This window comes from Paenibacillus taichungensis (genome assembly GCF_013359905.1).
In the GTDB taxonomy this organism is placed as follows: Bacteria; Bacillota; Bacilli; order Paenibacillales; family Paenibacillaceae; genus Paenibacillus; species Paenibacillus taichungensis.
This window is the reverse complement of record NZ_JABMCC010000098.1, coordinates 162,353-185,130: the sequence shown is the minus strand read 5'-3', so window position 1 is coordinate 185,130 and position 22,778 is coordinate 162,353. Positions and strand designations below refer to the sequence as shown.

The following is a 22,778-nucleotide window of genomic DNA, read 5'->3' as shown; positions in this document are numbered from 1 at the left end:
CGAACTGATAGTCCTCTGGCAGTGACTCCACACGTGCCATCATCATTTTGTACTCTTTTTTATCACCAATCATTTTTTTGAATAATTCCATCATATTATTTTTCTCCTCCTTTTTATAAAGCTCAACAAGACACTCCAAAACTATCGGTGCGGAATATCTTATGATGTTAGATTGACTTCAAGACGTTGATTTTTGATGTTACAAAACCCCATTTTTCCCAAAACAGTTCAAGTTCTTGGCGACCATCCTCATTAAGCGTGTAGAATTTGCGAGGCGGCCCCATATCTGAAGGTTTCTTCTCGATATTCACCAGTTTTTTCTTTTCTAATCGCACAAGGATAGTGTAGACTGTCCCTTCCACGACTTCGGTAAACCCTAACTCGTTCAATCGGCGGGTAATCTCATAGCCATAGGTTTCATGGCGGCTGATAATTTCCATTACGCAACCTTCGAGCGATCCCTTCAGCATTTCAGTTAAATTTTCCATGTTCAGATCCTCCTCTAATTTGTCCCTCCCCTAATCAGCATCACTTATATTCAGTACAACATAGTACCGAGGGAAATTATTACTCAATAATTTTTGGAAACCGAAATCTACTTAGTAATACTTATTACCTGTACATCGTAACACTGAGTAGCGACGAGTGTCAACTACTTTAAAAATTATTTTTGCCCCCCGCACCATTCACCTTTTCAAATACAGAGTTACCTTAGTTAATTATAATCATCCCCTGTTCTTCCGTACTAATTATGAAAAGATATAAGAAAGGCAATATACCTAACTATAAAGGACTGTGAAGAAGGTGGAATACTCATGGAAATCGATCTTACTCATGACGATCCTCGTAAACCACGGATTTGGCGTTACCGTGTCGAGGACATGAAGCGAATCCTAGATAATTTAGACCATATTGAATCTGCCGTACCAGGTCTCAGTGGACGCACTGACCGAAGCCGAATAGCAGCAGCTGGACATTCCTTCGGTGGCCAAACGGCGGGCAATCTCTTGGGATTGCGAGTCCTCGACCCAGAAACTAAGAAGGACGTGGACCTGTCTGACTCGCGTATCAAAGCGGGCGTGCTGTTCGCCACTGCTGGACAAGGTGGCGACAGCCTGACGACGTTCGCGGCCGAGAATATGCCGCACTTGAACGTGAGCTTCACGCACATGACCACGCCCACGCTTGTGATCGTCGGGGATCAGGACTGCACCCCGCAAAAGTATCAGTTGACCGTCCGCGGCCCAGAGTGGATGTCCGGCCCCTACTTCTTAAGCCCAGGGGCCGAGAGGCTGCTCACCCTATTCGGTGCAGAACACTCACTTGGCGGAATCCCAGGTTATGAAGTTACGGAAACAACAGATGAAAATCCTGAACATGTCGCTTTAATTCAGCTGGTCTCATGGGCTTATCTTTGTCATGCGCTCGATATTGAACATGACAGTTGGTCGGCAGTTCAAAAGACTTTGTCAGAAGATCCAGATCCAATTGGTCGAATTGAATCCAAGTAAACTTTAACAAGAGCTAGATACACTCCTTTAGCCACCTCTTACTGGTGATGAAGCGTATCTACTTTACGTCTATAACCTAAAAGATAATATACAGCGAAAGAGGGATGAAATCATTTCGATCTGTGTCCCTAGATGTGGGCAAAAATTGCTCTATATATGATCGAGTTGGCGTCGCATAAGCGTTATATTGATTGCCTCCAACACTGTGGAAATAAAGTTTTAGAGTGGGTCCAAAATAAAGCAGCGGCAGAACAAGACTTGATAAATAAAGTCTTAGACTGCCGCTGTTGTTGTTCAACTATGGTTTCCCGTTAGTTTAGTCAAGAACTACCGATTTGATATCATTTTGACTTAAAAATTTCAATAAATCATTACTTAGCTGCACAATCTCATTGTTAGCATTATTCGCATAATCCGGCAATATCATATCCTTAACCATTTTAGTTCGTAGCCATGTCATAAAGAAAAGATCCAAAAATAAGTTTGGAAATTTAAGCACCATTCTCAGCATTGGTGGATCAATTGAAACGCCAGCTTTTTGTATAGCCCTTAGATGCGCTTTTAAAGTGACTGTTATTTGGCGTGCCGTCTTTCTGATTTTGGCTGTTTTTTTGTCAATGATCTTATTCTCAGAATGCAAAAAGCTTAACATGGCAATGTCTGATACGGAATGTGTGATTAGATACGCTTGCATATCCTTTTTAATAACGTAAGGAAGCTTTGCTGTTTTAAATAATTTAGCGAGGTTTTCTATGCGTTCTGTCACTACACCATTAATTTCTCCAAATGCAGTTGCCGCTATAAACTTTGGTAGAAATCGAGCATACAATACTCCATCTTTAATCTGTCCGCCGAAGCCTGGAAAAGCGGGTAAAAGTCTTGCCCCTACGATATCCAGCCACGAAGAAAATCCTATTGAATTACTAGTCATCGTAACTATATTTTTGCTTTGATTATCTTTTAGCGCTAACAACGCTGATTCGGACCGATCATAACGAACGGTAACGAAAATAAAATCGTATATATCGTCATTTGCGAGCGTATCAATGACATTCACTTGTACCGATCTAACTGTACCTTTTTCTTTATATTGCAGGCCATTTTCTCTTAATGATTTAAATCTATTCGAATGTGCAAACAGGGTAACGTCAAACCCTGCTTCAATAAACTTAATTGCGTACATACTCCCGATGACACCTGCACCAAAAATTAATATTCTATCTTGTTTTGCTGACATTTAAGCCACCCCTACTTTTTAACATTTACTTTTTGATTATCCGACAACATGTTGTATGATGTGATTGTAAATCTTTATTATTCCTTGATCAACCATCAGATTTTTATGATTTGTCGGATGATATTCTTATTCGCTAGTAGGAGGAAAACATGAAAAAGCAACCCCAAATAACGGAGAAAACAAGACAACAGTTTGTAGAAGTTTTTTGTGAGTTATATAGCCAAAAGCCGATTGAGAAAATTTCGGTTCAGGAAATTGCGAATAAGTCAGGATATAACCGCAGCACCTTTTATCAATACTTTACTGACATTTACGAATTGTTAGACTCTGTTGAAAATGACTTATTCAATGAAATGAAGAAAGAAATGGCGAATAAAGAGCTATCAGTGCATACAGTTCAAGATACGCTCCATTGTCTGGATAACAGGGAACACCTCCTGGTTCTCAATGCCCTTTTGGGTGATTATGGAAGTGCCCGCTTTTTAAAACGCTTAAAACAAGAAATTACTTTGAATCAATTAGAATTAAACGTCCCGCAAAACCATTCCTTAACGCCATACTTCATTGAGTTTTACCTGACAACTTCTCTTTCTTTATTTCGTCTTTGGATCCAGCGTCAAAAGGATTTATCGTCAGAAGAATTTTTCAAGTTAATGGAGAACCTATATTCAAGAGGAATTACGCCCTATTCTAAAGAATGAGTCTGTCATTCAAACCAAATCCATATGTTGTATAACAATAAAAAAGTGTGCATAAGTTGTTTACACAATATACTCCATAAAGACACCAGGGTCGCCGGCCTTTTCGCGACACTCGCGATCGCAGGAGGGCTAGTTACAAGTGCGGGAGTCCTACTGCTCTGGACGCTGAAAAGCAATCCATCACGCCCTTTCGACCTCGCATCCATAGCGACGTCGCCGACAATCCCGCCAGAGCTCGGCGCCGTGGTCGGAGCTGGCTTCGCTCTTATAGCGGCTATCGTGCTCCTTCAGTTACCCGGCTCAATCGCCCACGCCGCGCGACGTCAGGCGGACATCCAGCGTCTCCGCATGCAGAGTTCGTCATTCGCAGGGACATTGACTGCCGTGAACTTCACTAACCGCTGGCTCTTCCATTTCCCGATGTTTAGGGTCGAGGTAAGCTATATCGTCAACGATACTCCTATTGTCGTCTCAGCGCACATGCGCACCAGCGCCGACCGCGTTCCCGTCGTTGGCTCGCGCATACTCGTGCTGACCGATTTTCGCGGCACCACCCATGTGGAGCTGGACTTGTCCAACGGAGTGGTATTCGAGCCAGACGTAACGAAGTACGCCGCACCGGACTATTGATTTTGCTCTTCTGATGCACCCTTAGTCCGGGTGGCCCTCATTAAAACTCCAATTTTTTGGCCTCACTTGTGATATGGCTCAGCTTAAGTTCTTGATACAATTTCATGTCCTTAACTTGGGACATGAAATTGGTTACTTGAAACAAAAAAAGCCGCTTTAATAGCGACTATAAATGGAACAAAGTGCTTGTACCGCGACACCATTCATTCTTTACTTTTTTCTACTATTCTTCTTTTTTCTGAAGAAATCGAACTTGATCACATAATCAAAAAGAGACGTAATTACAATAGATCCAAGTGGAATCAATAAATAAACCCAAAACGGATTATTTGGAGCTTCACCAGGGGGGGCATCAGTTAAAAAAACATAAAGGACAACACAATAAATTATGGCCGCTACAATACCTGTTACGTTTCTATTTTTCATACCAGTTCTCCACCTCTTGTTCACAGAAAATTTAAAGTATTGTAGGAATATTAAAACCCATATCTGGAATAATTACCTGTATTTAATATTCTATAATATGGATTGTATAAATACTAGTTTCTGTGACCCAGAACTTCGTATCCATTTCGTACCACATTAACCTTTAACCACTGATCAAACAGCATCAAGGTTAAATTAAACATAAACTAATATTTATACATTAACTCATTCTAATATGGGTCCCATTCTTCCGTTACAAACCTAGAATTGACTTATTTTTCCAGACTAACAGGTGTCTTACCATTTTTATCATCTTTCTATGCTTGAAGCCCAATTTTCAAAGTAAATTAGTATCTCTTCTAGATTCATTGCTCCTCCTGCACCATGAAATACTCCATCCCTCACAATACAGTAAAACCAATCTTGATCATTTCTCTCTTCTTCAATTGACTCAAATGGTACATTTTCTAAATAAGTATCTGTCAAGTTGATTTCAACAGACCAACCGGGATTATCTACTGTATCAATTTTCACACCATATGAATGTTCCCAATCCCCATTACAGTTTTCATAATACCAGTTCTGAACCCATGTTAATGTATTCATCATCTATACCTCTTCTTTGAAATTTCATAGCTGGCCTAACCCCCCTATGTTAAGATTCACTATTAACATGGGGTATTGGCAGATTCTATTTTGTTATTTATTAATGGGACCTTTTTCTTTTCCATCAAGACGTTGTACCTTATCAAATCTATTGTATTTCTTTTTTATTGAAAGAAGAGTTATACCATATGATTGGAACACTTACCAAATAATAAATTTTCCAAATATCTCATTCCTAGAATACTTATTGATTTCCAGGTGAAAAATCCGATTTCAATGGAGATTACATTGCTTGAAGATTTTTGCTATGCTCAATTCAAACATTTAGATATGGGAGACGGAGCATTGATGCCTAAGATACTGATCGTGGACGATGAAGCAGATCTTCGAAAGTTGCTGACTGATTACTTTGAAATAAATGGATATTCCGTCATGACGGCCAAGGACAGCCGGGAGGCGCTGCGGAAAGTGGAACAACAACCCGATCTCGTTTTGCTAGATATCAACATGCCTGAGCAGAACGGTCTTCAATTGTGCGAGAAAATTCGTGGCTTCGTCTCTTGCCCGATCTTATTTTTAACGGCTCGAATCGAAGATGCAGATAAAATAGCCGGATTTCGGGCCGGAGGCGATGACTATATCCTGAAACCTTTCAGTATTCACGAACTGGGGGCCAGGGTCGAAGCGCATATGCGCAGAGAACAGCGAATCCAAAGCAAATCCTCGATAAGGTTTAACGAAGACTTGGTCATTGACTATACAGCCCGGGAACTCTACTACCGGGAGAAGCGAATTCCTCTTGCCAAAAAAGAGTTCGACATTATCGAATTGCTGTCCACGCATCCCGGCATGGTGTTCGAAAAAGAACGCATGTACGAAACGATTTGGGGCATGGACAATCAAGGCGACAGCAGCGTGATCGCGGAGCATATCCGGCGTATTCGCTCCAAATTAAAGGAATACAGTTGCGATAACCGAATCGAAACAGTTTGGGGAGTCGGATACAAATGGCCAAGCTCATGAATAGGCTACCGCTAAAGCGATTTAGCTTATTGCAATCTTTTATCCTGTTGTGTGTGGTCACGCTCATTGCTGTGCTGGTCGTCATAACCATGGAGTTCTCCTGGGCAGAGAACCTGCGGCTGCGTTTTGGAGAAACGGATTGGGTGCTGCCCTCCCTTGTCGCGGCTGTGCTGCTAACCGTGGCAACAGGGATTGTCACCATGGCAGTTCTATTTTACAGATGGAAACTAAAACGTCCGCTGGAGCTATTAAAGCAAGCATCCGAAAGCATTTCGGCCAACAATCTAAGCTTCAAAATCTCCTATGACAGCCGGGACGAGATGGGCGAGTTGATCGCGGCATTTGAAAACATGCGCTCACAGTTGGAGAAAAACGTAAAGACGCTCTGGCGTTCGGTTGAGGAGCGGAAGCAGCTCAATGCGATTTTTGCCCATGATCTGAGAACCCCCCTGTCGGTGTTAAAAGGAAACGCTGAGTTTCTCGCCACTTATCTGCCCGAGAAGAAGTTACCGGAAGAAAAGGTGTTGGACCTGATCCATACCATGAACCTTCACATCTTGCGTCTGGAGAGCTATGCCGAGGCCATGAACTCGATTCAGAGACTGGAGGATGTCCTGTTGAACTTCAAGTCGATGGATACGATCTCATTGACGACTTTACTGGACAGCAGCGGCGAACAAATAGCAAGACAGTTCGGTATACGCTTCGTCTCTTCTTTGAAATATGATAATGCCTCAATACATGTGGATCCCTATCTTGTCATGCAGATTTTCGAAAATGTGGTCGCAAATGGGGTGAGATACGCATCCAGTCAAGTGAACGTTCGTTATGACCTTCAGGAAGACACGATGAAAATTACCGTTTCAGACGACGGTCCTGGTTTCTCGGACGAAGCCCTGGTTAAGGCTGTACTCCCTTTTTACCGTGGCGAAGTGTGGGATTCGTCCGAACATCGCGGGTTGGGTCTTTACATTTGCAAGGTGTTTTGCGAAAAACACGAAGGAAGTCTCCAGGTCGCAAACGGACCTCACGGCGGCGGAAGCGTAACGGTAAGTATTGGGACCCAAGTTGATAAATAGTTGAAAATTATTTGATAGCATTTCCTTATCTTGAATTCTAGGAGTGTTATCATGTTAAAACTAAGAAAAAGAATGTATATCACCATCAGCTGTTTATTGTTGTTATTTACCATGTGGGGAACCCCCGTATCCGCCAATGCAGCCAGAGACAGGACAGAAGTCTTGCAGGAGATCGACGAATATATGAATCGGACCATGAAAGCCAATCACATTAAAGCTGCTTCACTGGCGATTGCCAATAACGATGAGGTCTTCTACGCAAAAGGCTACGGGACATTCGCGGATGGTCAAAGCGTTACGGGAGACACCCCTTTTCCTATTGCTTCGTTAAGTAAGTCCTTTACCGCATTGGCCGTTCTGCAGCTGGCGGAAAAAGGCATGATTGATCTGGATGCGACTTACGCTTCCTATTTTCCAGAGCTTTCTCCTCAGGATCCCCGTGTTCTTGACATCACGATCCGTCATTTATTGAATCAGACCAGTGGTCTCAATGACAAAGTAAATCCCGATATGACGAGAAATCCGCAATTCCAATCGCTGAATGAGACGAATCGTTTATTAACCAAGGTTCAACTTGCCCATAACCCAGGAACAGCCTACAGCTACCATAATCCCAATTACGTATTGCTGGCGAACCTCGTGGAGAGCGTCAGCGGTGAGTTCTTTTCGGATTATCTGAAAAAACATATTTTTGAACCGTTAGGAATGAACCATACCTTTAGCATCACCACGACGCAGCAAATACATGATAATAAAACTATTCCGCTAGGACATTACTTGAGTTTGGGACGTTCCATAGGTCAATCGGAACCGCTTTGGTTCATTGATGGCCCCGCCGGCATTGTTTCAACTGCGGAGGACATGTCCCTATGGATGCTTGCCCAATATCACGGCAGCTTGCTTTCCCCTGCGTTGATGAAACAGTATCATAAACCCGGAGCCATCGGTCCGTACGGCATGGGCTGGCTTGCTGACCAGGACGAGTCCGGCGGCCGAACAATCTCCCATAGCGGCATTTTCTGGACGTACAAGTCGGAAGAAATAGTTTATTTGGACGATCAGATGGGTATCGCGGTGATGTTTAATTCCGGATTAAGCGCTTTTGTGAATTACTCGGCTTTTATCGATGGAATCGCGAATATAATGAGGGGTGAGAAGCCCACAATCTCTTTTCTGAACGGCAGAAATATGGAAACAATCATGATTGCGCTGATCCTGGCTACCCTTATATGGGGCGTGCATGCCTATTTTCGCATCCGTAGAAGGAACAAACGCCTAACGTTCAGCAAATTGATTCTAATTACTGTCGGAAGGTTGATCCCGGTACTAGTTCTCTTGTCCCTATCCCCTCTCGTGACGTTTATCGGCGGAGGACGTGTGCTGCCTTGGTTCGGCATCTGGACTACCCTATCGTCTCCAATCATATGGCTTGTTGTATGGTCATTAGTCAATTTCTTGCATTTGGCTTGCTATTATTACATCTATGTTGAGAACAAAAAGAACGGCTATGCATAGCCGTTTCAATTTCTCAAAATAAACAAAAGTGCTACTCCTCAAAATGATGAGGAATAGCACTTTTTATATACTTACCTTACTTCGTTTCTAATCACTTAATGTTAATGGAATGCCTCAAACATTTCAGCTTACTCTCGTACCGTCACATTTAATTTGGATGATCTGGTTTCCCCTGAAGAATTACGAAGTATAGCTTCATACTCATAGATTCCAGGTACCCTTCCAGAGATTGCGGTAACCGCAGACTGTGCACTAGGTGTACGGGATTGTAGTGATTGTGTGTCGATCAAAACACCATTTTCGTAAAGTTCGTATTCGGTTGCGTTCGTTCCCCACCACAGATTCATGGTGACATTATAGTTACCGTCTCCATCCCAGTTGTCATTCGACAGAACAGATTGCCCCGGGGAAGCATCCGTGACGATGACTGTCAGCGGAACACTCGTGGTCGTACCCAGTGCATTGATCAATTCACCGGTATAAATATAGGTACCATTTTTCTTTCCAATTATATCAACTTTAACAGACTGGGCGGATGGGGATTGATCGACCAGAGAAATTTCCTTGATCAACTCACCATTCTCATACAATTTGAACTGATTGCCGTTATTGCCCCACCATAAATTCATCGTTACAGTATAGTCTCCGTCTTTGAGCCCTGTGTCGTAACCGTTATTGTCAGATAACACCGGAGTGCCAGGGGCCCCGTTTGCTAGTGGGGTTGCCTGCTTGAGCCATTCTTCCCACTTAAGCAGCACATTTGCCTGCTCATCCGTAAATACGGTTCCTCTAGCTGCTTGAACGTCATTACCGTAGGCTACAAGCAGTTGACGCGCCTTTGCTCCTTCATGATCGTTTGCTGCCTGGCTTGCTTGCTGTAAGGTGTTCGCAAGCTGATCAGCAAGAATACCGGCATTAGGATCTATCGATTCATCCGCAAAGGAATTGGTCAGATTGATCAGACTGTCGAACGTAGCAATAACCCCGAAACTATATTCTATCGTCTGTTCCCAGCCAGCCAAATCGGAGACGGTTGCCGTAACCTGGTTCAGGCCGGGTTCAAGTGTATACGCCGGAGTGTCCAGGAGCACACCCGTCGGTTCTGCCACACCGGATACCGTATCGGAGGCTGTATAGCCAATTTCCACGTGTTGATCAATGGTGTACTCGGTTTGACCATGAATTTCAATGGTTGGAGGTACGAGATCAATGGATACAGACAAAGACTGTTCACTCTCTTTGTTACCGTCAACATCGACGCTCCAGTAGGTGATGGTATGTGTTCCTTCTTCAGTTAGGGTCAACTGCGTACCACTCACCGTTTCGCCACCATTGATTTGATAATAGGTCCCTTCGATTTCGGAATCTTCATCGGTTGCTGTGAAGGTTACTTGTACTGGAGTCGTATACCAGTCGTTCTGGGCTTCTCCTTCCACATTTGCCGTAGTATGCGGGGCTTCCTGATCAGGTGACTCCCCTTCCAGCGTGACAAAATCAGATAACGGTATATTCAAATCTTTCACAAGACGTGCCACGAGTTCGGCTACCTTGATTGCACCGTTCATCTGCAAATGCGTATTGTCCTCTGTTGTACCTACCCACATGAATATCGATTTGGTTCCTTCTGTGCCAAGCTCCTGGAAATGTTCCCAACTGGCCTGGTTCAGATCAATGATGAGTGTTTCCGTTTCCTGCGCCGTTTCTTTCATCGCCTGTACGTATTCCGGGAAGCTCCTGTTCAGCACCTCTCCGGTAAAATCACGACGGTTCACTGGCGTGACCAGAACCGGAATTGCACCTCTCTGCACAGCACCGTTAATGTATTCTTTCAAATATACTTTAAACTGCTCGGGTGTAAGATAACGCTCCGGACGTGACGGCGTGGAATCGTTATGAGACCACTGCATGAACAGATAATCGCCTTCATGAATGTCGAGCAAAATATCATTGAGATATCCGCCGACCAGGAAGGTTTTGCTGCTCAATCCTCCAACTGCCCGGTTATCAATGCTTACCTCATTCTGATCAAAATATCTTCCCAACGTTTCGCCCCAACCCGCTTGCGGACGATAATTCTCCGCGTAATTGGCCACGGTGGAATCACTAGCCAAATAAATTACAGGTTCATCGCTTGCGCTGTTATCTGGCAGGCGCTCCAGTTTCAGTGCATTGATCTTCGGTGCATTTCCGGTGAAGTCGAAATTAAAGACGCCATCGATCAGAGCAATGTCATACGTAATTTCTTTGAATTCGCCCTTGGCAATGGTTGTGAGCGGAAGCTTCGTCATCTGCTCTACAACGACATTCGCGCTGGTCGATTCTTGGGCATCCCCGATGGTCATCGTTACCCGGTAATTGGCCGGCTCCATTTCCACCAGGAAGGAGGTGCCGTTTACCCGTGTGAAATCCTCCTTGAGCGCATCTCCGGTTTCCCGGTTCTCATCTTTGGTTAGCGTAGTATCGGAAAAGCCATACCCATTACCTTCAATATACGCTCTTTTGGCATCTACCTTGGTGTATCCTTCGGCAGTGCCGCCGGAACCAAAATCAAATTTGTATTCGCTAATCTTTTCGCCCGGTTCACTTGTCAATGAATCTTTCGCCACAGTTAACATGTTAAATGCATGGTCAACTTGAGCTTGGGTGGCTTCCGTATTGAATATCGCTTCTGCAGCTGCCAAAGCCCGGTTCACCACTGCCTTCGATGCTTCTGTATATTCCGACAGATCAAGTGCTTTGATCTCATCGTACAGAGCGATTAAGGCAGCTTGATCGCCGCCCTCCGAAGGAAGCTCCGTGCCTTCAATTCGCACGTTGTCGATCTGCGTAGTCCAGTTCAACGTGCCTCCACCGCCTTTTCTCGTCCCTAGGAACCGAATGGCTCTGACGTTGTCCGCATATACACCGGAACTCAGCGGGATATCTTTGATCGTTTGTGTAACTGTCGGATCCGCCAGATTCGTCAATGTCAGATCCAGTGTTTTCTTGGCAAAATTAACGGTTGCATCCACATCGACCCACTGGTTCTTGGAAATCTCTGTAGCCGTTCCCCCTTCGGGTATGGCCGTATCGCCCGTACCGTAGTCCGGATTATATGCACCGACAAAATAATGAATTTTGGTGCTTCCGGTTTTCGTATACAGCGTGAAAAGGGCATTCTCGTTAGAATCCTGTACTGTGAGATGACCTTCTGACGGATAGGCACTCACATTACCGGATTGCCAGTCAAAGTTCACTTTCACCTGATCGCCGTTTACGGCATCGAACAGACGGAATACCTTGGCCCGATTGCCCGATCCTGACCCCGTGACGGACAGTACCTTATTTCCAGACTGTTCAACGACCGTTCCGGTCATGGTTCCTGCAATACCAGTGGCATTAACCATCGCATACTGGTAGTCGGCAGCATCGCCTTCAAAATCCTCCTCATATAGCTGGATTTCCGGCTCTGGTTCGGGTTCGGAAATATCCGGGTCGATGACCAGCGAAGAAATGCTCAGCTCCATGTCTTTGACCGCACCAGCAACGAGTCCGGCAATTTTCTTCGCACCATAGCTGCTGAAATGGGTATTATCGTTGATCCCATTCGGATATTTTGGATATTCACCCGGATTAGCATAAAGGAACACTTTCTCCGTAGCTGTATTACCAATTTTGTCATAGTACGCAATACTTAACTTGCTCAGATCAATAAGTGGCACGTCAAGCTCCTCCGCCACTTCTTTGGCAGCCTGCACGTATGCCGGGAAGCTGACGTTGAATTCCTGAGTCACCGTATTGAAATCTCTGCGTCCAACCGGAGTGAGTAATACCGGTGTAGCGCCGCGCTGTTTGGCACCGTTTACATAACGAGCCAAGTAAATCTTATAGTCCTCCGGTGATGCATACCGATCCGGTATCCCTACACTCGCGTCGTTATGACCAAAGGAAATGAAGAAGAAGTCCCCCGGTTTGATTCGCTGCAGGATCGTGTCCAGACGGCCGTCTACCATAAACGATTTGCTGCTTCGGCCACCGATTGCATCATTCACGATGACTGCCCCATTCGAGAAATAACGTCCGAACTGCTGGCCCCACCCTTCTTGAGGAGCCTGCATTTCACTGTAAGATTGCATGGTTGAATCACCGGCCATATAGATCGTTGTTGCCGCACCGGCCACTTTCTCTGGATATTTCTCAATGAGGATATCCTGGATGTCTATGGCTGTACCGGTGAAGAGGAAATCGAGCTGCCCATCCACCAATGCAACATCATAGGAATACTCCAGCGGTGCTCCGGCTGCCACATTCGTTACGGCGAGCTTTTGCACAAATTCGGATTTGACCCCGACGTTTGAGTCATGCGTATCGTTGCCCAAACGTAGTGTAACCTTATAGTTGGCATTTGGCAGGTCAACAGCAAATGTCGTACCTGTCGCAACCGAAACCTCATTTGCTCCTACGGTAACACCGGTTGTATCCACGAACCCGTATCCTGGATTTTGCGCGTAGAGCGTATCCTGTATGTTCGTACTTCCCGATGCAGTCTCTGTTCCGAAATTAAAGCGATAGACCGGCTCTGGCATTTCTGCATCGCGAGTCAGCGTCAGATCGGCTTTAGGGAATGAGGTAGCTTCCGCTCCAAGATAAAAGCCGGTATGAGGCGGCTGGTTGTAGGCTACATTTTGCCAGGCTACGCCAAGTCGATACACAGGGTCCTGCATCAGCGTAGGAATGCGATAGTCTGTAGGAATGGTCGTTGTATAGAGACGATACTCCGAACTATCTTCGCTTCGCAGCAGAATTTCCTCACGCCAGTCGCCCAGAATGTCCGCCTGAAGCGCCGGATTTCCTTTGGTATGGTTGTTCGTTAACGTACCGGTCGCTCGGAAGATTTCATTTAGCTTTTTGTTTTCGTAATCCCATTTATAAATGAGCGGGATACCTTTGGCTGTACTGTTATCCCACTCATGGTCAAACAGCTCACGCTGAAGATCTCCGTCCCACCAGATGGCGAAATTGGCGGTTTCGGGCCCTTCGTCCACCGTGTAGATAGCCTCTCCGGCAGCCGAATAGGTATTGGTTACGGGAACGCTCTGCCCGTTGGTAATGGTTGTGGCCCATGATTCGTATCCCGGATAGTTCGGATCAATATCCGCCGACATCCCGCGACCGGTGTCAAAACCTGTTTTCTCCCCCCAGAGGATTTCACCTGTTGCCGCATCGCGCATCTCCAGTCCGTATGCAGCATCTGAATGCTCATGCACGCTTACCATCTGATAGCCCTCTCGGTTTGGATCGAGCTGACCGGCGTGCATGGCATCGCCGTGGCCGAGTCCGGTGCTGTACAGCAAGCTGCCGTCATCGTCTATGGCTAGAGCGCCAAACATGATTTCGTCCTTGCCGTCATTGTCGACATCCAGCACACTTAGATTATGATTGCCCTGTCCTTCATATTGTTTTCCTGCTTCGTTTGTGTCGAACGTCCAGCGCTTGACGAGTTCCCCACCAACATAATCATAAGCAACAAGCACAGTGCGGGTATAATAACCCCGGCTCATCACAACACTTGGCTTCGTGCCATCCAGATAAGCGATGGCACCAAGGAACCGATCTACACGGTTGCCATAGCCGTCACCCCAATCACTGACGTTGCCTCTTGGCGGATCATAATTGACGGTGGATACGGCCGCGCCGGTCTCACCGTCAAACAGTGTGAGATACTCAGGCCCTGACAGTATGTATCCACTCTCGTTACGGTAATCTTTCGTGCCGTCACCAATGACCGTGCCTTGGCCGTCCTTCGTGCCGTCCGCCGTCTTGACCACAACTTCGGCCTTTCCGTTGCCATCAAGGTCATACACCATTAATTGCGTGTAGTGCGCTCCGGCACGGATGTTAACTCCCAGGTCAATCCTCCACAGCTTTGTACCGTCCATTTTGATGGCATCGATATACACATTGCCGGTATAACCTGCCTGCGAATTGTCCTTGGAATTGCTCGGACTCCACAGAAAGACGATTTCATATTCGCCGTCGCCGTCCAAGTCAGCTACAGATGCGTCACCTGCATAATACGTATAGGTTCCACCGTCTTTGGTCCGACCGTCAGCCGGTTTATCCAGCGGAATAGGCAAATAATCATTATGCCAGACCGATACAACCTCCGGTAGCATTTGCTCCTTTCCCGCAACGATAGTGGATATTTGGTACTGCGAGCTGTCGAAACCAGTGGTGTCCACATAGTTCGTCACGTCGCTTATGGGCGATGCGTTCACTTTGGTTCCGTTTTTATATATATTGAAAGAGATATCATCAGGATCATTATTTAAATACCTCCAGCTTAAAAAAACACCATTGTCTACAAGAACCGCAACCAGACCCCGGTTAAGATATTCTCCTTGGCGACCCGGTAGGCTACTGCTACTTGGTGACTCTGCACGCACCGGCGCCGGGGGTATGACCAGTGAGATAACCATAAGGAGCGCTAATAAAGATACAAATATCGATTTCTGGATGAAAACAGTTCTTCGGTTCATCGGATTAAGTCCTCCTTATCGAAAAAATCATTTTAGAATCACAAGTTCGATCTGCTCTTCTGGTTGTCAAATGAACACAAACTACAGTCACCCCCTTTTATATGTTACCGCTTACATTTATCTTACAGCTCTAAAAAAAGACAGACAATCTAAAAAATGTGACGTATTATATAATATAATTGACTTTTTTAGGCAGGGGATGAAAGTATGGTTCATACGGTCTCTTATGCTTTTCGTAATGACGATACATCAATCATGACACTTGACTCTATTGGATGGCAGATCGTCTCAAGCGAGGAATATCGTTGTCCAAGTGACAATAGACCGGACCCGGGGCATGTTGTTTTTCAATACACGCTTAATGGTCAGGGTTATCTGGATATTGAAAATCAAACGATTCCTTTACCGAAGGGACATGCACTACTTGTTAAAATCTCCGGAGAACATTGCTATTACTATAAACAAGAGAACAACGAACCATGGGAGTTTATATGGATAAACATTCGAGGGGATGAAGCCAACCGAATTTGGGATATGATCCACGAAAATGAGGGACATGTCATTCGACGAAACGCGGACTCCCCTTTGATTCAAGAGTTATGGCAAATTATCCATTTGATTCATCAAGAGAAAGTTACGGACAAGTATCGCTTGTCCGAGCAAATCTATCGGTTGTTGCTTATCCTAGTGCAGACAAGTCGGGATGCGGAGAAGGATATCGGGGCCCTTTCAATAACAACGATCGAGAAATGTAAAAAATTCATCCGAGAGAATTATGCAGCTCCATTGACGCTGGATCTGCTGGCCAGCCACTGCGATATCAATAAACACTATTTGTGCAGATTATTCCAGAAATCTGAGAAAACATCACCGCTAGCCTATCTCAAGGACAGACGCATTGAGGTTGCAATCCGACTACTCCGTACAACGGAACTCCCGATTTCCCAAATTGGCCAACAATGCGGTTTTGAGAGTCCCAGCTATTTCGGCAAAGTTTTTCGGCAATATATGTCCATGTCGCCTAAAGAGTATCGCATGAATAAGTTAGAGTTTCCTTACGAGGCCATTTATTATGAATAGCCAAATCCGCTATTTGCGAGGAAGCTTTCAAGCTCTTCACGTTTAATCTTCGGCCTCAAATTGCCAACATGTTCTTATCATTGGATTTAGACATGCGGTTTTCAGTTGTACCGATAATGTAAAAAAAAGCCGCTAAAATAGCGACTTTCAATGTAATAATGTTTTTGTACCTCGACATTAAAGATTCAATTTTAAACAAGTTTATCAACCGACTTTTGCAGCTTTATTTTCTCTTCATCTGGGTTGATCATAACGAACATTTCGATTTTCTGAGATTAAGAGAAATCACGGATTAAATTGCTTCTTTATTACGTTCATCATGAAGCGCAATTCCATTGAGATACCGACTGGTTCTCCACTCTGCCTGTAACGGCAAGTTTAAGGCCGTGTTCGTATCACACGAATTCAATTAACTTCCTATCTATTTCTGCGATATCACCAATCTCTGATATACCATCCCAAAGGATAATTGAAGAAGCTTCATCGTTTTCAACAAAATCATCAAGTTGGTACAGTTCACCCACAAACAGAGCTCCATACTCTGTCCGTTCAGGTCCATGAAAACTGGGCTGAAGTCTAAATTTCATTAAACCTTTGAATTCAACCGTATCAATATTTTGATTGGTTTCCTCAAATAATTCTCTAATTGCACATTGTTGAGCATTCTCTCCAGCTTCAATAATACCTCCCGGCAGCTCCCAATTCTTTCTCCACTTATTATGCATGAAGAGATACTTTCCTTGGAACTTCGCCACGATTAGAGCATGTGTTAGTGAAGCATCCAGTGTAATTGTTGTGACCTTATCATACTCAATATTAATAAATTCCAAAAAAATATTACCTCTTGAATCTGTCATGATTGCCATTTTTACTCCTCCATTTCTTTTGTACCAAAAATAAAAAACGCGCTAGACCTAAGTCCTGCGCGTTACATATCGCAGGATGGTAAGCGCGAATAGCGTTAACCCATCCCCAATTTTTAAAAGGATGGATTAACGCTTTCCATGATGGTGTGATTGTTTTAATTCTAAAGTTAACATCGTCTATTCTCCTAATCATCAATGTATGGAAATAATACCCACTATAATGCACTAGAGTCAAGTATATATTTTGCTTCATTCACTATAACGTACCCGCCTGATAGCTTATTGAGGATTATCTCCCGTTAGCGTAACAGGCATTAACTTTTAATATCTTTATTAGGCTTTATGTTTTGTCTGTATCGAATTATGGCTAGAGGTAGATTAACTATTCCACAGATAAAAGAAGAGACAATAGATATCCATTGAGGTATTGTAGGATAATTCGGTTTCCCGTCTCCGACAGGTCCTATTTTGGGTTGGTGGCTATCCCACAAACCATATAAGAGACCAACAGCAGGTGTCAATATACAAATTACACTTGCAACGATATGTAACACATACTTGTTCAATCTAGCCCCTCCATTGAATGTATTCATGTCTAGAATCCTGTTTAAATTATACGTTATCTAAAAGTTGAAAGTTACACTAACCTGCCTTTAATTAAATGAAAGCAGCCAATCATCGTTAGCTCGGGACACGAACTTGTACCGATAAAATAAAAAAAAGCCGCTAAAATAGCGACTTTCAATGGGACAATGTTCTTGTAATCATTTCAATCAGAGAGCTGTAATTAAAGCAACTTAATCAGCCCTTCAAGCTCATCAACCAAAACTTTGGCAAGTTCAAAATTAGTATCTTTTAAAGCCAATTCGATTTTCATCTCAACAGACTTTTTCTTTTGTTCATTTTCTAGATAGTCTTCATCAAAATGACTCGCATAAATCATCTCTCTAAATTCTTGTATACTCATTTTGCTAATCGTCTTGTCCTCAATAATTAAAACATAATCCATACCATTTACAACAGAATAGAAATCATGAGAAATCATGAGAATCGCACCTTTGTAGTCTTCAATGGCTTTCTCCAATGCGATTTGTGTATATATGTCCAAATGGCTTGTCGGTTCATCTAGGAGCAATACGCTGGCTTGACTGGCAGAAACTTTAGCCAATTGAAGCATGTTTTTTTCTCCGCCAGATAACGATTCAATCTTTTGATCAAGGATTTCTCCTTCAAAGCCATAGTTTGGAAGATACGATCTAATCTCATCATACGTTTGAAACCCAGCATCTATGAATTCATTTAGTATGGTATTCGAATCTTTTAGCATTTCGCCTTGAACCTGAGATAAATAAGCCACGTTAACATCAGCATTGATTTCAATGGAATCCTGATTGTTTTTAAAGATTTCTCGGAGTAAAGTCGTTTTCCCGGTTCCATTTGAACCAATCAGGGCTACTTTATCTGTCGATTTGATCTCAAAGTTCACATTTTCCAAAAGCAGCTCATCAAAGGAAACGCTATAATTATTGACTTTAACCACAACAGCTTCTTCCATTTCCTTATCGATACCAAAACTGATATTCGGCTGTTTGATATCGACAAAGGGCTCTTTTATTCGACGTGCTTCCAATCTCTCTTGAAACTTGACTCTGGCTTTTAACGCTCTGCCTCTGGAGGCTTCCGAATTATACGTGGCGATCTCTCTAAGATTGTCGATGATGTGATCGTATCTCTCAATTTCTTCAGCTTCAGCAACCGCGATTTCTTGCAGCTCGATCTTAGTCTGAAGCAGCGAGAAGTTATAATCGATAAATCGCCCGTCAAACTCCTGAATCTCTGTGTTTTCAAGGTGTATGATTTTGTTGAAACAATGATTCAACAGATACCGGTTGTGCGTAACGACCAGCAGCATTCCCTTGTGGGAGTTAATCAATTTTTTAAGTGCGTTCAGATTTTCAAAGTCTAAAAATACATCGGGTTCGTCCATAATCATTAAGTCTGGACGATTCAGCATTTCCTTCATCACTTGAATAAGTTTGAATTCCCCGCCGCTTATGGCGGATATACTAAGATCTTTGAGCTTCATGAGGTTGGCAAGGTTTAACTGTTTATTGATGTTTTTTTCGAAATTATCCCCATCCATCGCCTCGAAGGCATCCAAAGCCAATTGAACCTTTTCCATCAGGGAATCCATATCCGATGTGGTGGCCATCTCCGCATAAATCGCTGTAATTTCATCTTGTATCTTGATGAATTCTTCTGCGATATATTCAAAAACGGTCATTTCTTTCGTTTTGTCTACTTGTAAAAACTGACTCACATACCCGATTCTGCAATCGGGGTCTATCTCTAACTTGCCCTCGAACAAATATCGTTCCGGATCCATCAGGATATCGATCAGTGTACTTTTCCCACTGCCGCTTGTTCCGATAAAAGCACAATGTTGTGCCTCTTCAAACGTAAATGAAATGTTTTTATATAGTTCCTTTTGTGGAAATGAGAAGGATAAGTTTTCAACTTTTATCATAGTGTTACCTTTCTTTATAACTAAATTGGTGGCTAGTATTGAATATATTGTCGAACACAGACTTTTAGAGTAACACTGTTTACCACCAAGTACAATCGATTTTTAGCCCTTACCCTCACTTCGAAGTTCTAATACTTTCTATAGAATGATGACTTGTTGGACGATTTTCAGAATCAATCAGTACAAGTTCTTATCCCTCGCCACTAATTCCCAAGTAAAAAAGCCCTAATTTAGGGCTTTTCATTGAGTCACACTTTTCAACATATACTCCTACATTTCTATAATACAGGGGATGTACCACCATCTATGTTCACGGCAGTTCCTGTTACATAGGAGGCTGCACCCGATACAAGAAAAGCAATCACTTTTGCCGCCTCTTCTGTTTGACCTATTCTCTTGAGTGGGATGCCATGAATGGGGTTGGAAGCGAACTCCTCCCAACTCTGCTCAGGTGCTACAGCCTTCCACTTCCGCTCAATCTGATCGCTACGAATTAGACCAATGCACACGGCGTTAACACGAATATTGTCCTTGGCAAGGTCTTTGCTCATGGCCTTCGTTAGTGCAAGTCCTGCCGCCCGACTGACTGATGTTGGCAAAGAAGATGCAGATGGTGCCTTCCCTACAATCGCCGTCACATTAAGGATGGAACCGCCACCTCTTTGACGCATATGAGGAACTGCTGCCTTAGAACTATGGACTGCTCCTAACACTTTCAAATCCAGATCTGAATACCAGCTTTCGCTGCCAACCTCTTCAAACGGATTAGCCGCAGACGTTCCAGCATTGTTAATCAAAATATCCAATCCACCGAAATGCTGTACAGTCTGCTCCACCACACCTCGTACCTCTGCCTCTACTGAAATATCTGCAGAAATGACTAGTGCATCTGTTCCTGTAGTTTGCTTAATACGTTTCGCCGCAGCTTGAAGAGCCTCTTCGTTGCGTGCGACGATTGCCACCTTTGCACCTTCCGATGCTAGAACAATTGCTGTCTCCAGCCCGATCCCTTTGCTGCCACCTGTAATTAGTGCTATTTTATCCTTTAATCCTAAATCCATTTGTGTTTCCTCCCTTTTTGTGTCCACTAATTGAATTAGACGGTTTATATTCAGCTAACGTTCCAGTTAGTTAAATGCCTCAATAGAATTAAATGCAAACATAATTTCTGCTTCACAAACTAATTCATTGTTTACCCTTGCAATACCTATTCCTTTAACAATCTGTCCCTTGGTTCGGGTTACTTCGAATTCAAGATGGAGTTGATCCCCTGGTTTTACTTGCTTTTTGAAGCGACAATTATTAATCCCGGTCAGTAAACCTATCTTATGGTTATTGCTCACTACGTTGGACATAACGGTACCACCTACCTGTGCCAGTGCTTCTACAATCAAGACTCCAGGCATGACAGGATAATCGGGAAAGTGACCAAGGAAATAGGGTTCATTGAAAGTCACATTTTTGATTCCAACGGCTTTCTTCCCCTCAATAATTTCTAAGATTTTATCAACCAAAAGAAAGGGGAATCTATGGGGAACAAGCTCTTTAATTTGATTAATATCAAGCATGGATTTCCTCCTCTAATATTGGCTTATAACGATTCTAACTCCATTTGGATAATTAATCCATTATTATACTATATCCTGCCCGTTAGCTTAATGGAACAGATATCGTATTACAATTAGATGGACTTATCTTGCCTAACGAAGGGATATTTCCAAAATTGCCACTTTCAAAGTTGAACTGTTTCTTCAACTGCATAATACCTTTCATATTCTGTAGTCAGCGTGTAGCGCTCGACACCTTTGGAGGCATTCATCGCTTCAGAGGCGTGCTGGATAGCCAATTCGCGACGGCCAGCTTTGCTTTCTATTTCAGCAAGAAGCGCAGATCGCATCCACTGTCTTCTAATCAATTTCAGATGCTCCCTTGCTTGCTCACTCTTCTCTTCCTCCAAAAGCAAAAACGTCTCATAATATGTACGGAAATCTGATCTGCGCATCTGGAGTACCGCTTGCCGAACGACAGTCAAGTCCTTGCGATAAGCACCGTAAGCAGCCTGATATATCGCTTGCCTCGATTTTTTCGTCGTCTGATTTCTAAGTTTCTCCATCGTGATATCGACTTCATCATCAAGTCTGTTGGCAATCACATAATAAATATAAATATAGGGCGTATGATGATTTTTGCGTAAAAAAACTTCCACACGGTCCATCCGGGTTTCCCAAGCCATTGGGTACAAAATGTGAATCGTAAACGCAATAAGTGTGGCGACCATCACCGTTCCCACTATAAGGAAAACAGATTGTTCTTTCCACAACATCACCAGCACAAATACAAATACAACGGAATAAAACGCAACATTCCATCTACTCATTCTCATCTACCATTCCCTTCAGCATCTAAATCATGAAGTATCTATTATATCAGAATTATAACTATCCATTGTATAAATTTAGGAAATAGATATTGATATCACCAATAAAATATAATTTCAACATATATGGTTAAAACGATACTTCTCTAATAGAAAGTGAAAGAATAGCTTAAACATTCATAGTAGCTCGTAATTTCTACTTCACTATATTCATCTGGGCAGATGTAGTCGATTGCCTGAATGATGTGATCATAATTATAATCCTCGGCTTTTAATTCAAATATGACCCTATCTTCATGTGAAAACTCACGAAACATGGTTATCTCCTACCCCAATCATCATTTTTTGGTGAACGTTGCTACCTTGATGTAACTAAATAATTATCGTAAACGACTGTCTCAAACACCTCGCAGTCCAGACCACCGCCTCCATAGAAATCGCCGAATTCATAACAATGAATATATCTTACATATTTTATCATCGTATGATAAAATTTCATTGTTTTTTCATTCCACATAATTAGAGGCTTGTTATAACATGTAGCAAAACAATTCAGTAAGGGTACAACATTTAGGGAAAGAGGAATGCCGACCAGCCTATATGTATATACAAATTTAGGATTGGTCTTCATTTCCCTCTTCCATTTTACGATAAATAGTATGGGGTTATACGAATAATCCTA

At 43.3% G+C, this 22,778-nt stretch carries 18 protein-coding genes; 7 read left to right on the top strand and 11 right to left on the bottom strand.

The features are described 5' to 3' along the window. Both HP548_RS05095 and HP548_RS05090 read right to left on the bottom strand, forming a co-directional pair. The coding region (locus HP548_RS05095) for a DUF1048 domain-containing protein (protein WP_175380668.1) at positions 1-94 on the bottom strand (94 nt) is incomplete at its 3' end. A gap of 73 nt (positions 95-167) precedes the next feature. Beyond that, entirely contained in the window at positions 168-488 is a 321-nt protein-coding gene (locus HP548_RS05090; protein WP_175381098.1) for a PadR family transcriptional regulator, read from the bottom strand. Positions 489-815: 327 nt separating this feature from the next. Between HP548_RS05090 and HP548_RS05085 the strand changes: the two genes are divergently transcribed. Next, the gene (locus HP548_RS05085) at positions 816-1,511 is read left to right on the top strand and encodes an alpha/beta hydrolase family protein (protein ID WP_217504624.1); all 696 of its coding nucleotides are present in this window, start codon (positions 816-818) and stop codon (positions 1,509-1,511) included. A gap of 316 nt (positions 1,512-1,827) precedes the next feature. Here HP548_RS05085 and HP548_RS05080 read toward each other — a convergent pair whose 3' ends face one another. Beyond that, the gene (locus HP548_RS05080) at positions 1,828-2,748 is read right to left on the bottom strand and encodes a ketopantoate reductase family protein (RefSeq protein ID WP_175381097.1); all 921 of its coding nucleotides are present in this window, start codon (positions 2,746-2,748) and stop codon (positions 1,828-1,830) included. A 149-nt stretch (positions 2,749-2,897) separates the two neighbouring features. On the opposite strand from HP548_RS05080, the gene HP548_RS05075 reads away from it, so the two are divergent. Beyond that, positions 2,898-3,449, top strand: coding sequence for a TetR/AcrR family transcriptional regulator (locus HP548_RS05075; protein WP_076291308.1), 552 nt, complete (start codon positions 2,898-2,900; stop codon positions 3,447-3,449). Between the two features lie 348 nt (positions 3,450-3,797). Continuing rightward, on the top strand, positions 3,798-4,079 hold the full coding sequence (locus tag HP548_RS33260) for a hypothetical protein (protein WP_246317941.1): 282 nt from the start codon (positions 3,798-3,800) through the stop codon (positions 4,077-4,079). Between the two features lie 210 nt (positions 4,080-4,289). On the opposite strand, the gene HP548_RS05065 is transcribed toward HP548_RS33260, so the two are convergent. Continuing rightward, positions 4,290-4,505 (bottom strand): hypothetical protein, encoded by a 216-nt coding sequence (locus tag HP548_RS05065; RefSeq protein ID WP_175381096.1) that lies wholly within the window; start codon positions 4,503-4,505, stop codon positions 4,290-4,292. 309 nt (positions 4,506-4,814) lie between these two features. Then, positions 4,815-5,111 (bottom strand): immunity 53 family protein, encoded by a 297-nt coding sequence (locus HP548_RS05060; protein ID WP_099858826.1) that lies wholly within the window; start codon positions 5,109-5,111, stop codon positions 4,815-4,817. 348 nt (positions 5,112-5,459) lie between these two features. On the opposite strand from HP548_RS05060, the gene HP548_RS05055 reads away from it, so the two are divergent. Genes HP548_RS05055 through HP548_RS05045 form a run of 3 tightly spaced genes read left to right on the top strand, consistent with a single transcriptional unit; the run spans position 5,460 to position 8,728 of the window. After that, positions 5,460-6,134: a response regulator transcription factor gene (locus HP548_RS05055; protein WP_099858937.1), complete on the top strand. Its 675-nt coding sequence runs from the start codon at positions 5,460-5,462 to the stop codon at positions 6,132-6,134. Beyond that, positions 6,119-7,213, top strand: a complete 1,095-nt coding sequence (locus HP548_RS05050) for a HAMP domain-containing sensor histidine kinase (protein WP_175381095.1) — start codon at positions 6,119-6,121, stop codon at positions 7,211-7,213. Before HP548_RS05055 ends, HP548_RS05050 begins: the two co-directional genes overlap by 16 nt. A 51-nt stretch (positions 7,214-7,264) precedes the next feature. Beyond that, complete coding sequence (locus HP548_RS05045) at positions 7,265-8,728, top strand: serine hydrolase domain-containing protein (protein ID WP_175381094.1); 1,464 nt, start codon at positions 7,265-7,267, stop codon at positions 8,726-8,728. Positions 8,729-8,856: 128 nt separating this feature from the next. Here the strand turns inward: HP548_RS05045 and HP548_RS05040 are convergent, their stop codons facing one another. Continuing rightward, the gene (locus HP548_RS05040) at positions 8,857-15,246 is read right to left on the bottom strand and encodes a rhamnogalacturonan lyase family protein (RefSeq protein ID WP_175381093.1); all 6,390 of its coding nucleotides are present in this window, start codon (positions 15,244-15,246) and stop codon (positions 8,857-8,859) included. A 207-nt stretch (positions 15,247-15,453) separates the two neighbouring features. On the opposite strand from HP548_RS05040, the gene HP548_RS05035 reads away from it, so the two are divergent. After that, entirely contained in the window at positions 15,454-16,326 is an 873-nt protein-coding gene (locus tag HP548_RS05035; protein ID WP_175381092.1) for a helix-turn-helix transcriptional regulator, read from the top strand. A 395-nt stretch (positions 16,327-16,721) separates the two neighbouring features. Here HP548_RS05035 and HP548_RS05030 read toward each other — a convergent pair whose 3' ends face one another. The 5 genes from HP548_RS05030 to HP548_RS05010 all read right to left on the bottom strand — a co-directional run bounded on the left by HP548_RS05030 (position 16,722) and on the right by HP548_RS05010 (position 22,096). Next, a complete protein-coding gene (locus tag HP548_RS05030) occupies positions 16,722-17,192 on the bottom strand; it encodes an NUDIX domain-containing protein (RefSeq protein WP_175381091.1) in 471 nt (156 codons plus the stop codon). Between the two features lie 787 nt (positions 17,193-17,979). Beyond that, positions 17,980-19,719, bottom strand: a complete 1,740-nt coding sequence (locus HP548_RS05025) for an ABC-F family ATP-binding cassette domain-containing protein (protein ID WP_175381090.1) — start codon at positions 19,717-19,719, stop codon at positions 17,980-17,982. A 278-nt stretch (positions 19,720-19,997) separates the two neighbouring features. Continuing rightward, positions 19,998-20,780 carry an SDR family NAD(P)-dependent oxidoreductase gene (locus HP548_RS05020; RefSeq protein ID WP_099858832.1) on the bottom strand — a complete coding sequence of 261 codons (783 nt, stop codon included), beginning with the start codon at positions 20,778-20,780 and terminating at the stop codon, positions 19,998-20,000. A 66-nt stretch (positions 20,781-20,846) separates the two neighbouring features. Further along, complete coding sequence (gene fabZ, locus HP548_RS05015) at positions 20,847-21,287, bottom strand: 3-hydroxyacyl-ACP dehydratase FabZ (RefSeq protein ID WP_175381089.1); 441 nt, start codon at positions 21,285-21,287, stop codon at positions 20,847-20,849. Between the two features lie 164 nt (positions 21,288-21,451). Beyond that, positions 21,452-22,096, bottom strand: a complete 645-nt coding sequence (locus HP548_RS05010) for a hypothetical protein (protein WP_175381088.1) — start codon at positions 22,094-22,096, stop codon at positions 21,452-21,454. Positions 22,097-22,778 lie beyond the last annotated feature (682 nt).

Excerpts from the sequence above, each read along its gene's own strand:
- HP548_RS05090 (WP_175381098.1), bottom strand. The coding sequence starts at position 488 with ATGGAAAATTTAACTGAAATGCTGAAGGGATCGCTCGAAGGTTGCGTA.
- HP548_RS05085 (WP_217504624.1), top strand. The coding sequence starts at position 816 with ATGGAAATCGATCTTACTCATGACGATCCTCGTAAACCACGGATTTGG.
- HP548_RS05080 (WP_175381097.1), bottom strand. The coding sequence starts at position 2,748 with ATGTCAGCAAAACAAGATAGAATATTAATTTTTGGTGCAGGTGTCATC.
- HP548_RS05075 (WP_076291308.1), top strand. The coding sequence starts at position 2,898 with ATGAAAAAGCAACCCCAAATAACGGAGAAAACAAGACAACAGTTTGTA.
- HP548_RS33260 (WP_246317941.1), top strand. The coding sequence starts at position 3,798 with ATGCAGAGTTCGTCATTCGCAGGGACATTGACTGCCGTGAACTTCACT.
- HP548_RS05065 (WP_175381096.1), bottom strand. The coding sequence starts at position 4,505 with ATGAAAAATAGAAACGTAACAGGTATTGTAGCGGCCATAATTTATTGT.
- HP548_RS05060 (WP_099858826.1), bottom strand. The coding sequence starts at position 5,111 with ATGAATACATTAACATGGGTTCAGAACTGGTATTATGAAAACTGTAAT.
- HP548_RS05055 (WP_099858937.1), top strand. The coding sequence starts at position 5,460 with ATGCCTAAGATACTGATCGTGGACGATGAAGCAGATCTTCGAAAGTTG.
- HP548_RS05050 (WP_175381095.1), top strand. The coding sequence starts at position 6,119 with ATGGCCAAGCTCATGAATAGGCTACCGCTAAAGCGATTTAGCTTATTG.
- HP548_RS05045 (WP_175381094.1), top strand. The coding sequence starts at position 7,265 with ATGTTAAAACTAAGAAAAAGAATGTATATCACCATCAGCTGTTTATTG.
- HP548_RS05040 (WP_175381093.1), bottom strand. The coding sequence starts at position 15,246 with ATGAACCGAAGAACTGTTTTCATCCAGAAATCGATATTTGTATCTTTA.
- HP548_RS05035 (WP_175381092.1), top strand. The coding sequence starts at position 15,454 with ATGGTTCATACGGTCTCTTATGCTTTTCGTAATGACGATACATCAATC.
- HP548_RS05030 (WP_175381091.1), bottom strand. The coding sequence starts at position 17,192 with ATGGCAATCATGACAGATTCAAGAGGTAATATTTTTTTGGAATTTATT.
- HP548_RS05025 (WP_175381090.1), bottom strand. The coding sequence starts at position 19,719 with ATGATAAAAGTTGAAAACTTATCCTTCTCATTTCCACAAAAGGAACTA.
- HP548_RS05020 (WP_099858832.1), bottom strand. The coding sequence starts at position 20,780 with ATGGATTTAGGATTAAAGGATAAAATAGCACTAATTACAGGTGGCAGC.
- fabZ (WP_175381089.1), bottom strand. The coding sequence starts at position 21,287 with ATGCTTGATATTAATCAAATTAAAGAGCTTGTTCCCCATAGATTCCCC.
- HP548_RS05010 (WP_175381088.1), bottom strand. The coding sequence starts at position 22,096 with ATGAGTAGATGGAATGTTGCGTTTTATTCCGTTGTATTTGTATTTGTG.